Consider the following 11,689-nt stretch of genomic DNA (forward strand, 5'->3'; position numbering starts at 1 on the left):
ATACATCACCAGTTTTAAGATTTTATTACTCGATATTAGCCGCTTGTTTGACTTGCGCATTTTGGATGTCCAGTCCATTCTCTTTGGCGATCTGAAGAATGCGGTCCGGGTTGCTCAGTTCTTTTACTTGAAAAGCCAGGTTCTCATTTTGAGTTTCCTGTTTAGAAATATCCTGTTCCAAGCTTCGAATATCACGATTCAGCTCATCCGTTGACGCCGAAAATTGCACAAGAAATACAGAGGCTGCGAGAAATAATGTTGTGGCTGCCGAATAAAGCATTTTTTCCCCTGTACTGATCCATTGCTTTTTGCGTAGCTTTACTTTTTTAACCTGTTTCTGTCTCTCAGGCTGATGAAAAGGCTGCTCCTCTTTTCTTATTTTCTCTACACTCATGTTTGCTTCCACCCTTCTTCAAATTGAAACTCTGAATTCCAAGGTTTAATCTTCTCTACAACTCTTAACTTTGCTGAGCGTGAACGACGGTTTTCTTCCAATTCTTCACTTTCCGCAACAATCGGTTTACGTGTAACCATCTCAAATGGCGGCTGTTTATCTTCAGGGATAACGGGGATATTTTTGGGCAGAGGCGGATTAGAACTCCATTTTTTAAAAGCTTGCTTACATAAGCGGTCTTCTAAAGAATGGAAGGTAATCACGGCAATCCGTCCATTCACGGCACACACTCGGGCAGCCTGATGCAGACTATCCTGAAAAGCACCCAGTTCGTCATTTACGGCAATACGAATCGCCTGAAAAATTCTCTTCGCCGGATGCCCACCCTTACGCCTGGCGGGTGCAGGGATTCCCTCTTTAATTAGGTCGACAAGTTCACCTGTTGTTTCAATCATTTTCTCAGCTCGTGCGGCTTCAATTTTTCTGGCAATCTGTTTAGAAAATTTCTCTTCTCCATACTTAAAGAAAATTCTTACGAGACGCTCATACGGCCACTCATTCACGACTTCTTTGGCACTTAGTTCATTAGATTGATTCATCCGCATATCTAAAGGTGCATCTTGATGATAGCTGAATCCACGTTCCTCAACGTCTAATTGAGGACTCGATACACCAAGGTCGTATAAAATCCCATCGACTTCAGTGTAACCTAATCCTTCCAGTTCACTCTCTAATTCTCTAAAGTTGGCATGCACAAAAATCATTCGATCCGAATATTCATCCAAACGTTCACGAGCCGCTTCCAGGGCTGCTTCATCCTGATCGAATGAAATTAAACGGCCCTTCTCGCTTAACATGGAGGCAATCACTTCTGAGTGCCCTCCACCCCCAAGCGTACAGTCGACATATGTACCGTCAGGATGAATGTTTAAGTGCTTTATAGTTTCTTCTTTTAATACGCTGTAGTGTTCAAACATGTACTCACTCGTTTCTCATCTTCAAATATCAAAATCAAGCATATTCTCCGCAATTTCAGAGAATGATTCTTCCGATGCCTCAAAATACGTTTCCCAATGCTCGTGGCTCCAGAATTCAATCCGGTTGGATACGCCGATAACTACACATTCTTTCTCAAGTGAAGCGTACTTCCGAAGCGGAGGAGGGATATTGATCCTTCCCTGCTTGTCCACCTCGCATTCGACGGCACCTGAAAAGAAGAATCTGGTGAAAGCGCGGGCATCTTTCTTGGTGAGGGGGAGTTTCTTAAGCTTCTCTTCAAGCAGCTTCCACTCGTTCATAGGATAAGCAAATAAGCATTGATCTAAACCTCGAGTAAGGACAAACGTTTCCCCAAGATCTTCACGAAATTTGGACGGGACTATGATCCGCCCTTTCGTATCAATGTTATGCTGGAATTCACCCATGAACATGTTGGTTCCCCACCTTCTGTCTTCACCTTACCACATCGCCCCACTTTTCTCCACATACTTTTAATTTTTCTGCACTCACAAAAAAAATCCTGCCTGAAAAGGCAAGATTTTAAAGGGATTAACGATATTCTTATGAGGTGGAGAAAGGTGGAGGGTTTTTACACATACACCACATAATGATCCTGATCAAACGTTAACAAATGCTGATTTAGTCGCTGGAAAACGTCCATTCCCTGCTGATTTACCCACGGGAGGATACTCCATATCCGTTCTTGAAGACCGCCTGCAGGGTGGAGAAGTAAATCCAACTCATTAAACTGGGTCACTTCTTTTTCGTATTTCTCTTCCAAAGTTTTAGCCATCCGTTTTTCTAAATAATCAACATGCTGATAAATGTAATGAAGATTTTTATCTGCAAGACCTTCAAGATCTGGTCCCAGTTCCGCAGATTTTTCTCTAAGAGGCTTATGAATACGCTCAATTTCCTCTTTCACCTGAGCACTAAGCTGAGGAATAGGCGGGGCACTCTTGGACGCAATCCACCTCATTTTCTTTTCGCCGGTACCAAATTGTACAGCTTCCTGAGGTTCTATGTGGAAGTGTTTCAACTCCTGCTCGGCCTTACGGTCAATCAATGTAAAGGATAAACGAGGAAGTACCGGAGGCATTTGAAGACCGACGGCTTCAAAGCCAGGTTTAAGTACAGACCAGTAATTAATCTCGCCTGGTCCACCTATAAATGCGAGTACAGGGAATAAGAAATCCTGCATGAGCGGTCTTGACACTACATTATTGCTTAAACACTCAGGGTGGTGTTCTGCTATCTCTAATAATTCCTGTTCCGATAACAGGACTTCATTCTGTTTGCCCCTGAAGCTCCCCTCTTTCTCACGAGTGAGAAGAACACGCTCTCCCTCATGATGGTAGAACAAATGAGCATCTTCTGCTTCACTTTCTAACGCAGTCTCGTATCCTTCCTGGGCATTTAACTGAATGGATGAAAAAACACGATGAGCGATTTCGGCATTATGCTGAATCATTGAAGTAAAGTAAGCAGACTCAAGCTTACGCACTTCCGGACGATGAGCATCCATCACTACCAGACCTTCATCTGGAAACAGGAGATAAACCAGCTTAGCAAAGAAATCACTATAGCTCTCCGACTGCTCCAATAAGCGCAGAGTCTGTTGATAAAAATCACCCGTGTATTCGGTCTCATCTATCTCACTGAATATTTGCTTCAACCATTCTTCTCCAGCTCTCTGATCAATTTTAATATCAGAGACAGAAGCTTTCCGGTCTGGTTCCTGGGAGATCGCCATCTTTTTCATTCTCCCATGACTATTAACCATAATGTGGTTAATCTCATCAAAATCATGATCCTCTCCCGCAATCCAGAAAACCGGGAGAACAGGCTTACCTAGTTCCGCTTCCTTCTTTTTAGCCAGCTGAAGAACAGAAATGATTTTATGAACCGTGTACAACGGACCTGTAAGCAGCCCCGCCTGCTGTCCCGCTATAACCACGGTTGCGTTTTCATCCTTTAGCCTTTCAATATTATCCAATGTACTTTCCGGTGCCCCCCACCGCTCATTCATTTCTTTTAAAACCTCTGAAAGATTGCTGCGCTGGTAGGTTTGGCCTTGCAGAAACTGCAGCCGCTTCTCCCAGGCTTCCGGATCTCCGGGCGCATATGAGAATTTATCTTTTACGTTTTCGAAGTTATATTTATAATCATGAAACAGTCTCTGTTTCGGCTTTAATTGAATAGGATCGATACGCATTTATGAACTACTCCTTTGTCGGGCAAATATTCTTTGTAGTATGTATCCTCTTAGTATTGTACAAAAAAGATTCAGGGAGTTCATCTAATCTGTTTCTTATCCCAATAATCGATCGACCAGACCATATACAGTCAGCCCTAAATAAAAAAGGGAAAAAACTAAAAAGCTGACTCTCCAAAAACCCTTGAAAGCCCGTTTGAGCTGAACATCATGGTCCTTTCGATACTGGACAATAAGGGAAAGACCCAAAAGAATCAGTAGAAAAATCATAATAAAAGCAAAAAAATTCTGTTCAAATATAACGAGCAAAAGGACGTGCACAGATAAGATGAAAATGGGCGCGGTGAAATTAGCAGTCTGATGAATAGCTTTCCACTTGTGACGCTTGAATTTCCTGGCAAACACATAGAAAATCAACAGTACCGGAACTGGCAAGGTGAGGATCGCAGCTAATGAGAAAACCAGGAATTCCATCATCTCTTCGTTTGTCTCCCCTCATTTCGAACTTCAATGGCGTGCACGGCATCCACTACAAATTGGTGGTTCGGCAAAGGATGAACGCTTCGTTTTACCAAATACTCATTTATGGCTTCAATTTCAGTTTTTCTTCCGTATTCTAAGTCCATGAGCATAGAAGATTGATTTTCAGACGTGAGTTCTGCGATCAATAATACACGCTCCCATTCCTGGTCCACGCTGCGACCTAATACCATACAGGCTTCCTGGCACAAACGCCAGGCCAGGGATCTAATATAATGATTTGTGCAAACAGCTCCATTTCTAACTTGAAACAGGCCTGTTAGAGGATTGATTACAGAGTTAATCAGCAATTTCGAAGCAAGCATTTCCTCATAATCTTCTCTAAAAGAAATCGGGAACTCTTCGGTATGCAACGCTTTTATCATCTGTTGAAGACCAGCTTCCTGAAAAGGCAGGGCGGCCAGATTCATTTTTCCTTTTCCTGTATGCTTTACACGCGTGTCCCCTACTCTTAGTGCGCCGTGTTCAACCACCCCAAGCCAGCATAAATTCCGAAGTTCTTTTATTCGCTCCAGGTGGCCCATCCCATTTTGTAAAAAAAGGAATGGAACACCTGTAGGTAAGTTCATATCTAATAACGGATCAACATCTTTTTGCTTAACTGCAATGATTAACAGATCATGATTCTTTACACCCTCTTCAATGGTATGTACTCGCACCCGAGTAGATTCCCCCAGACCATCACAATACACGCCTTCTCTTTCTATATCATTTCTCTGCATTTCTCTTCTTACATACAGATGAACTTCGTGGTTCCTGCCCAAATAGGCAGCCGTTAGCAGCCCTATGGCACCTCCCCCAATGATTCCTATATCCATCGATCTTCCCTCACTTCGCTCAATATTTTTTATTATTGTAGCAGACTCTTGTGTACAATAGCAGTCGATAATTGTCAGTCCACTAATTGTTCATTTCATTCTGAAAATTTTTATATTATAATAAAGGAAGATAAAGATAAATTGAAAGGGGAATCTTCATGATGACTTCCACGAAAGTAAAACCTTTACTGGTCAATTATAAAACACTAGAAGAATTCAAACGTTTCAAAGAATATGGCAACCAGGAGCTTGCTATGCTTGAAGATCTGGAGAGCAACATTGTAGAGAATGACAGCGAATCGCCTTTTTTTGGCGTCTATTATGGAAGCGCTTTAGTGGCTCGCATGAGCTTATACCGTGTTCGCGCCAAATACGATAAGTATTTCGTTCCTCCTCAGGACTATCTCGAGCTGTGGAAACTTGAAGTCCTTCCTGACTACCGGGACATGGGCTTTGGAAAAGACCTGGTCGAGTTTGCGAAAAGCTTCGAGCTCCCTATAAAAACGAATCCCCGCATTAATTCCCACGGTTTCTGGGAAAAAATGGGCTTTCAAAAGGCGAATTATGATGTGGAACGTGACTTAGGTGAAAATCCACTCATCTGGATGCCTACAGGTGTCGAGGAAAGGGATACAAACGCTTAATAATATAAACACAAACAAGGCCGCTACATGACGTGTAGGGGCCTTTTCCTTATCCGGACTTTACAGCGAGAAAACCCGCCAGCAGGGCCTATCAATTAATGAGAATACAATAAAATAGCTTTGTTCGTTTACATAGGAGTCTTCTGATGTTGTTTGACCCAATGAACGAGTTTATCCATTTCATTCCAAGCCGCTTCCCACTGTTTCAACTGGTGTCTGAGCTTCTGATTGTCTTCACTCAGCTGTTTTAACTCATATTCAAGCTTCTGTTTCCCTTTTTCGTCATACTGTTTTACTTTCATTTCTTTTAAGAAGGATATTGCAGCATCAATCGATAGTGGTGTATCTTCAGCTGAAGGAATACTTGTATAAATCGTGCGCTTTTCTTTGCGGTTTTGTTTCGCCTCTTGAATTTCTTCGTAGTAATCTTTTCGTACAGTCGCATTCCATCTAAACCCACAGGCTGCAGGGGTTCTATTCAAATGTTCAGCGACTTCCTGAAAGGCTTCAAGCTGTGTTTTTCCTTCCCGGATGTACTTAAGAACCGTGTTAGCCAGAAGTACATCTTCTTCTTCCTTCCAGGCGTCTTGTCTAGGGGCATCCATACCATCCCTCCTCTATTGTTTGTTTATAGTTATGCAGAAAGGATGGTTGATAGAATAGTATTCATAAATTTTTTCTTGTGCTCATAAACTTTTCCACCGCTAGTTTGTGTTCCTCTGTTTCCCATAACTCTGAACAGAGCCGCACCTCTTCTTCCATCCGCTCATAAAGATCCTCTGGAAAGCTTTCTTTGAGCAGCTGTTTTTTAAATACACGCATTTGAGCCGCCGTTTTATTTAAGAAAGGGTGAATATCTTTTAAACCTTTTATATCTTCCAAAGAAGATATTCTATGCAGCCAGCCTATATGAAGCGTTCTCTCTGCTTCATACATTTCCGCGTCCATCAGCCAGTGAGCGGCATTTCCTGAAGTTAGACGCTGGTATAGAAGGACCCCTCCGCCCCATCCAGGAGTGATCCCGAGGTTGCCCTGAACGAAGCCGAACTTAGATTCCTTACGTCCATAACGGAAATCACAGGCCGTAGCAATTTCACAGCCTCCTCCTCTAGCTTGACCGTTCAATAGAGCGATCACGGGTATAGGAAGTGTAGCGAGTTGATGGAGTACCTCCATCATGGGACGTAGCAGATTATAAGCTTCATCTGCTGACATATCACCGTGAAATTCGTTTAAATCGCCCCCTGTGCAAAAAGCACGCTCCCCTTCCCCAGTGATGACCACAAATTTCAGCGTATGATTCGAACTTACCTGATTCAACGCTTCCTTCAACTCTCTAGTCATCTGTCGAGTAACCGCATTCATTTTTGCAGATCTTTGAAGCGTGATTACTGCATAGTTTTCCTCTTTAATGTCCAGCCGGACCTGTTCCATCTCCATCACCTCTATTCATTAATTTAACACAAAAACTCCTCAGTGAAGATCATCCAGAAAAGCTCCCGTTTGTGTAAGACTCAGTTTCGAGATAAATGGGTCCTTTACGTTAGATGAACAGGGGCTGGTGGGGAAATAACTCGCTTTCCTATGGAGGAACGGTGAGCTTCCTCGCTCGTTTCACTCCCTGTGGGATCTCACCTAGTCCCTTCTCCCATGGGAGTCTCGTCATTTCCCCACCACCCCAACTATAATGTTGCGAACGGACCCTTCCAGAAGAGATTGGTTCTCCTCCGTAATCTGTATGAAGTGGTTTCGAGCTTCTGATTTGGCAAAGTCCGGAGGGGGATAATGAAGACTCCTGCGGGATGAACATGATCGGTGAGACCCCGGAAAGCGTTAGCTTGAGGAGGCTCAACACATGCCCGCGGAAAGCGAATTATCCCCCTCCGGACCTTTCTTCTCATAAAATATCTCGAAACGGAGTCTTCCACAATCCGGCCCGATTGTGTAATAAGCCGATCATGAAAAAAGGTGCAACGCTTAAAAGTTCTGAACATAAAAAAAGAGCCTGACTTATGTTCAGACTCTTTCTCCAACAAGAATTTAGTTGTTAACCACTTGTTTTCCGTTGTATTGTCCACAAGATTTGCAAACATGGTGTGGCTTAGTGAACTCACCGCAATTTTCACACTTGTGCATTTTTGGTGCGTGAAGTTTTTTGTGAGTACGGCGTTGATTTTTGACTTTTTTAGACGTTCTGCGCTTAGGTACTGCCATGTTCTACACCTCCTTTTATTTACGATTAGAAAACCGAAACGATTTTCTTATTCGTCTTCTTTTTCATCTAATAATGATTGCAGTTTAGCCATTCGAGGATCCACTTTGTTTTCCTCTGGTTCCTCAGTAACTACTTGCCAGCCTTTCCCTTCCTGGGGGGCTGCATCCTGAGCCTCATTATCATTGGAAAATACTCTAGTTGGAATCTCCAACTGTACATTTTCCTTGATATAAGGCGTCAAGTCAAGCACTTCTCCCTGCACTGGATGAACTTCGGAATCATCTTCTTCCTCATGATAAGGAGAAAGACTGAAGGCTTCCAGTGCATCAATTTTAAACGGATAAGTCACATCGACTAATGTCCGGGCACAAGGTAAAACCATTTCTCCATCAATTGAAAAAGTCACCGTAATATCATTTCCGTGTGTGACGGCTTGACCTTTGACATGGACAGGGGAAATCCTGCGAATGTCATTTTTCATTTCTTCTAATTCGCGAATATCTACCTCTTCTTCAAAAACAAACGGTTCGTCACCTGCTTGTTTAAGTTTCTGGAGAGGAAATTTCATAGTTATCACCTCATGGCAACAAGAGTTATTGTAAAAGGATTTACGTCATTTGTCAATATTTTTTCTTTACAGCAAATGCTACCCATTTCTCAATGGTTTCATTAAGATAACATATTTTACCCTTTGTATGCGAATTTTCTTCCTCTTCATGATAAAATAAATTCAATACATGTTAAAATCTACTTTATTTTGAAGGAGGAACTCATTTGAAAGCATGCGGGGTTATCGTGGAATACAATCCTTTTCATAATGGTCATCTTTATCACCTGGAACGTTCGAAAGAAACTGCAGAAGCTGATTGTATGATTGCCATCATGAGTGGAAACTTCCTGCAGCGCGGGGAACCTGCCATCATTGATAAATGGCACCGGGCTGAAGCAGCTTTAAAATCTGGTGCCGATCTCGTACTGGAGCTTCCCTACATATATGCTGTTGAGCACAGTGACTATTTCAGTCAGGGAGCCGTGCAGACTCTTTCTGAAATTGGGGTGGAATCTATCTGTTTCGGCAGTGAAAGTGGTGATATACAGGCTTTTCTAAGCGCTCACGATCACTTGGAGCAACATGCGGGGCTTTATGATGAAACCGTAAGGAAACATTTAAATCAGGGGTACTCCTTTCCTGAAGCCTCTTGTTTTGGTTACCAGGCTGTTGAATTGCCAACGAACAGTATTGATCTGGCTCAGCCCAACAATATTCTGGGCTACAGCTACGTAAAACAAATCCTCGCCTACAATAATCAGATTCGTCCTCTTACCATTAAAAGAGAAAAAAATCATTACCATGACGAAACGATTGAGGGAAATATTGCAAGTGCCACCAGTATAAGAAAAGAACTCTTAGCTGACGGTATGAATCACCTTGTTCAGGACTCTATACCAGAAGTCACTCGGGACCAGCTGCTTTTATATAAGGAAAACAAGGGCATGTGGCATGAATGGAATCAGTATTTCTCCTTACTGCAGCACAAAATCTTAACTTTGAAACCGAAAGATCTTCGTTCTATCCAAGGAGTCGATGAAGGGCTTGAATACCGGCTTCAACGAATCATTAAAGAATCTGAGAATTTTCAGCAGTTTATGGAAAAATTAAAGACGAAACGTTATACGTGGACAAGATTGCAGCGCACGCTCGTGCATATTTTAACAGGCACTGAAAAGCAGGATGCTCAATTGCTGCTGAACCAGCCTCCACCTTATGTACGCGTATTAGCTATGAGTGACACCGGGAAAGATTATTTGCGTTCGATTAAGAAGCAGATGAGAATCCCTTTACTCACTCAGCCACAGCAAATGAATCATCTTATGCTGGATATTGAGGAGAGAGCAGCAATCGCATACTACAGTGTTTTAGAAGCTTCTGTAAGAAACGCTATGATCAAAGCGGAGTACGGTGCCCCCGTTCAACATTAAAAAAGAAGCAGCCTTCTGAGAAGGCTGCTTCTTTCTTATCAGGCTGGTTCAAGGTCCTTTAGATAGGTTAGAGCCTCTTGGAACGTATCCACGGGAACTACCTTCATTTCTGTCTCAATGTCCTCTGCGGTCCGTTTGGCTACTTGATAATTTGAGTTTTCACGTCCTTCTTCATTCGGAGCAAAAAAGATGTCCGCCCCATCATTCGAGGCCGCTACAACCTTCTTATCTATACCGCCGATTCTTCCTACTTGCCCTTCGTAGTTAATTTCACCGGTCCCCGCAATTTGAAATCCTTTCGTAACATCGTTTTCTGTTAACTGATCATAGATCTCAAGCGAGAACATTAAGCCAGCGCTGGGTCCGCCGATTTCACCGCTCTTCACTTTAACTTCTGGATCAACCTTAACGGATCGATCCGTTACAAGCGAAATTCCTACCCCTACTTTATCCGGATTGTCAGGAAATGGAGCAAGCTCGATGTCTTTTTGAAGCGTCTCCTCGTCTCTTTTGATCGTTAATGTTACATTTGATCCTTTTTTCATATCCGTCACATAATTAATTAAGTCGCTGGACTCCTGGATTTTGTTTCCATCAACTTCCAGAATTTCATCTCCTGATTGCAGTTTTTCTTCTGCAGGCATTCCCTGAATAACACTCATGACAAAAACGCCTTCGAAATTAATTTCAATGTCTCTATCTGCTGCCTGATAAGCGACCACTTTAGCCGCTTCCTGAGAAGATTCCATCATTTGCAGTTGAGCATGGTAATATTCTTCTTCTGATATACCTTCTGGACGGATTTGTTCGATCGGATAAACTTGGTTGTATGGCCTGATTTTAGCCATCAGCCACTGAATTGGTGTTGCCTGTCCGCCTCTTACGGTTACCAGATGCATATCACCTTCACTATCATACCCATCGACGACTTCGACAATCGGATCCAAAGCGTCAGCAGAACCTGGTTTGTAAATATAAAACGGTAATCGATATGCCGCTAAAAATGCAATAATCACTGCGGTTATGATTCCAGTAATGAGTACGCGCTTATTGGCTTTCATTCTTTTAGGGCTCCTTCCATGCAGCAAGCCTGGTTTGGATATTTTTAATCTGGTCTTCCGCTGCTGCTTCCCCGGCGGCTACGATATCTTCAATATTCGTAAAAGCTCGGGAACTATATTTGGATACATCTGGACGAATCATAACATCAGCATCTGTTGATACTCCCATAGCATTCACTAATTCATCCTGCATGATGTCTATACTTTGCGTAATAACATCATAGATGGTATTGATATTGGGATCGGCGTCAAAATGAGCGCAATCTACTGCGATTACAATGTCAGCGCCCATCTGTTTCACAACAGAAACGGGAACACGGTCCATTACGCCTCCATCAATATACAAACGCTCATTGATTCGTTCCGGCACAAAAATCCCGGGGATGGCGATGCTAGCCCGGACTGCCTCACTGGCAGGACCATCTGTAAAAATCATCTTTTGCCCGGCGTACAGATCTGTTGCAATAATCGCCATAGGAAGAGGGAAATCTTCTATGTTCTTTCCAAAAGTAAAAAGACGGATGTACTCTTTAATCCGACGTCCCTGAATAAAGCCCATCTTCGGGACGGTGAAATCCAAATAATATTTTCGTTTAAACGTAAAAGCGAGTTTGTACATATCCTCAATCTTTTGTCCAGCCGCAAAAAAAGAGCCTACTAAAGCTCCCATGCTGCTCCCCGCTATCATATCGATTGGAATTCCGTAACTTTTGAGAACCTTGAGAACGCCCAGGTGAGAAAAACCACGTGCTCCTCCCGAACCTAGCGCCAAACCGATCTTCGGACCTCCCACCTGCTATTCCCCCTTCAAGACTTTGCTATA

Annotated in this window: 14 protein-coding genes; 2 read left to right on the top strand and 12 right to left on the bottom strand. The window is 42.8% G+C overall.

From position 1 onward, the window contains the following. Positions 1 to 25: 25 nt before the first annotated feature. The 6 genes from ftsL to ACTWP7_RS06305 form a co-directional block, all read right to left on the bottom strand. Positions 26 to 394, bottom strand: coding sequence for a cell division protein FtsL (ftsL, locus tag ACTWP7_RS06280; RefSeq protein WP_014643110.1), 369 nt, complete (start codon positions 392 to 394; stop codon positions 26 to 28). Further along, positions 391 to 1,371: a 16S rRNA (cytosine(1402)-N(4))-methyltransferase RsmH gene (rsmH, locus tag ACTWP7_RS06285; RefSeq protein ID WP_443122458.1), complete on the bottom strand. Its 981-nt coding sequence runs from the start codon at positions 1,369 to 1,371 to the stop codon at positions 391 to 393. The genes ftsL and rsmH overlap by 4 nt, the downstream gene beginning before the upstream one ends. 21 nt (positions 1,372 to 1,392) lie before the next feature. Further along, positions 1,393 to 1,824, bottom strand: coding sequence for a division/cell wall cluster transcriptional repressor MraZ (gene mraZ / locus ACTWP7_RS06290; RefSeq protein WP_443122459.1), 432 nt, complete (start codon positions 1,822 to 1,824; stop codon positions 1,393 to 1,395). A 158-nt stretch (positions 1,825 to 1,982) separates the two neighbouring features. Next, the gene (gene bshC, locus ACTWP7_RS06295; protein ID WP_443122460.1) at positions 1,983 to 3,608 is read right to left on the bottom strand and encodes a bacillithiol biosynthesis cysteine-adding enzyme BshC; all 1,626 of its coding nucleotides are present in this window, start codon (positions 3,606 to 3,608) and stop codon (positions 1,983 to 1,985) included. Positions 3,609 to 3,704: 96 nt separating this feature from the next. Then, entirely contained in the window at positions 3,705 to 4,082 is a 378-nt protein-coding gene (locus tag ACTWP7_RS06300) for a DUF3397 domain-containing protein (protein ID WP_443122461.1), read from the bottom strand. Beyond that, positions 4,082 to 4,966, bottom strand: coding sequence for a 2-dehydropantoate 2-reductase (locus ACTWP7_RS06305; protein ID WP_443122462.1), 885 nt, complete (start codon positions 4,964 to 4,966; stop codon positions 4,082 to 4,084). The genes ACTWP7_RS06300 and ACTWP7_RS06305 overlap by 1 nt, the downstream gene beginning before the upstream one ends. Positions 4,967 to 5,127: 161 nt before the next feature. On the opposite strand from ACTWP7_RS06305, the gene ACTWP7_RS06310 reads away from it, so the two are divergent. After that, positions 5,128 to 5,610 carry an N-acetyltransferase gene (locus tag ACTWP7_RS06310; protein ID WP_443122463.1) on the top strand — a complete coding sequence of 161 codons (483 nt, stop codon included), beginning with the start codon at positions 5,128 to 5,130 and terminating at the stop codon, positions 5,608 to 5,610. A gap of 128 nt (positions 5,611 to 5,738) precedes the next feature. Here the strand turns inward: ACTWP7_RS06310 and ACTWP7_RS06315 are convergent, their stop codons facing one another. From ACTWP7_RS06315 to ACTWP7_RS06330, 4 genes are all read right to left on the bottom strand, one after another. Next, entirely contained in the window at positions 5,739 to 6,215 is a 477-nt protein-coding gene (locus tag ACTWP7_RS06315; protein WP_443122464.1) for an RsfA family transcriptional regulator, read from the bottom strand. A gap of 61 nt (positions 6,216 to 6,276) precedes the next feature. Further along, positions 6,277 to 7,050: an enoyl-CoA hydratase/isomerase family protein gene (locus tag ACTWP7_RS06320; RefSeq protein WP_443122465.1), complete on the bottom strand. Its 774-nt coding sequence runs from the start codon at positions 7,048 to 7,050 to the stop codon at positions 6,277 to 6,279. Positions 7,051 to 7,650: 600 nt separating this feature from the next. Then, complete coding sequence (gene rpmF / locus ACTWP7_RS06325) at positions 7,651 to 7,824, bottom strand: 50S ribosomal protein L32 (protein ID WP_014643101.1); 174 nt, start codon at positions 7,822 to 7,824, stop codon at positions 7,651 to 7,653. A 47-nt stretch (positions 7,825 to 7,871) separates the two neighbouring features. Continuing rightward, positions 7,872 to 8,393 carry a YceD family protein gene (locus tag ACTWP7_RS06330; RefSeq protein ID WP_443122466.1) on the bottom strand — a complete coding sequence of 174 codons (522 nt, stop codon included), beginning with the start codon at positions 8,391 to 8,393 and terminating at the stop codon, positions 7,872 to 7,874. Positions 8,394 to 8,599: 206 nt separating this feature from the next. Between ACTWP7_RS06330 and ACTWP7_RS06335 the strand changes: the two genes are divergently transcribed. After that, on the top strand, positions 8,600 to 9,805 hold the full coding sequence (locus tag ACTWP7_RS06335) for a nucleotidyltransferase (RefSeq protein WP_443122467.1): 1,206 nt from the start codon (positions 8,600 to 8,602) through the stop codon (positions 9,803 to 9,805). A 38-nt stretch (positions 9,806 to 9,843) separates the two neighbouring features. Here the strand turns inward: ACTWP7_RS06335 and ACTWP7_RS06340 are convergent, their stop codons facing one another. Both ACTWP7_RS06340 and ACTWP7_RS06345 read right to left on the bottom strand, forming a co-directional pair. Beyond that, on the bottom strand, positions 9,844 to 10,866 hold the full coding sequence (locus tag ACTWP7_RS06340) for a SepM family pheromone-processing serine protease (protein WP_443122468.1): 1,023 nt from the start codon (positions 10,864 to 10,866) through the stop codon (positions 9,844 to 9,846). Between the two features lie 4 nt (positions 10,867 to 10,870). Further along, on the bottom strand, positions 10,871 to 11,659 hold the full coding sequence (locus ACTWP7_RS06345) for a patatin-like phospholipase family protein (protein ID WP_014643096.1): 789 nt from the start codon (positions 11,657 to 11,659) through the stop codon (positions 10,871 to 10,873). Positions 11,660 to 11,689 lie beyond the last annotated feature (30 nt).

It is taken from the genome of Halobacillus sp. B29, from assembly GCF_052246755.1.
GTDB lineage: Bacteria > Bacillota > Bacilli > Bacillales > Halobacillaceae > Halobacillus > Halobacillus halophilus.

Excerpts from the sequence above, each read along its gene's own strand:
- ACTWP7_RS06310 (WP_443122463.1), top strand. The coding sequence starts at position 5,128 with ATGACTTCCACGAAAGTAAAACCTTTACTGGTCAATTATAAAACACTA.
- rpmF (WP_014643101.1), bottom strand. The coding sequence starts at position 7,824 with ATGGCAGTACCTAAGCGCAGAACGTCTAAAAAAGTCAAAAATCAACGC.
- ACTWP7_RS06340 (WP_443122468.1), bottom strand. The coding sequence starts at position 10,866 with ATGAAAGCCAATAAGCGCGTACTCATTACTGGAATCATAACCGCAGTG.
- rsmH (WP_443122458.1), bottom strand. The coding sequence starts at position 1,371 with ATGTTTGAACACTACAGCGTATTAAAAGAAGAAACTATAAAGCACTTA.
- ftsL (WP_014643110.1), bottom strand. The coding sequence starts at position 394 with ATGAGTGTAGAGAAAATAAGAAAAGAGGAGCAGCCTTTTCATCAGCCT.
- bshC (WP_443122460.1), bottom strand. The coding sequence starts at position 3,608 with ATGCGTATCGATCCTATTCAATTAAAGCCGAAACAGAGACTGTTTCAT.
- ACTWP7_RS06330 (WP_443122466.1), bottom strand. The coding sequence starts at position 8,393 with ATGAAATTTCCTCTCCAGAAACTTAAACAAGCAGGTGACGAACCGTTT.
- ACTWP7_RS06300 (WP_443122461.1), bottom strand. The coding sequence starts at position 4,082 with ATGGAATTCCTGGTTTTCTCATTAGCTGCGATCCTCACCTTGCCAGTT.
- mraZ (WP_443122459.1), bottom strand. The coding sequence starts at position 1,824 with ATGTTCATGGGTGAATTCCAGCATAACATTGATACGAAAGGGCGGATC.
- ACTWP7_RS06315 (WP_443122464.1), bottom strand. The coding sequence starts at position 6,215 with ATGGATGCCCCTAGACAAGACGCCTGGAAGGAAGAAGAAGATGTACTT.
- ACTWP7_RS06320 (WP_443122465.1), bottom strand. The coding sequence starts at position 7,050 with ATGGAGATGGAACAGGTCCGGCTGGACATTAAAGAGGAAAACTATGCA.
- ACTWP7_RS06305 (WP_443122462.1), bottom strand. The coding sequence starts at position 4,966 with ATGGATATAGGAATCATTGGGGGAGGTGCCATAGGGCTGCTAACGGCT.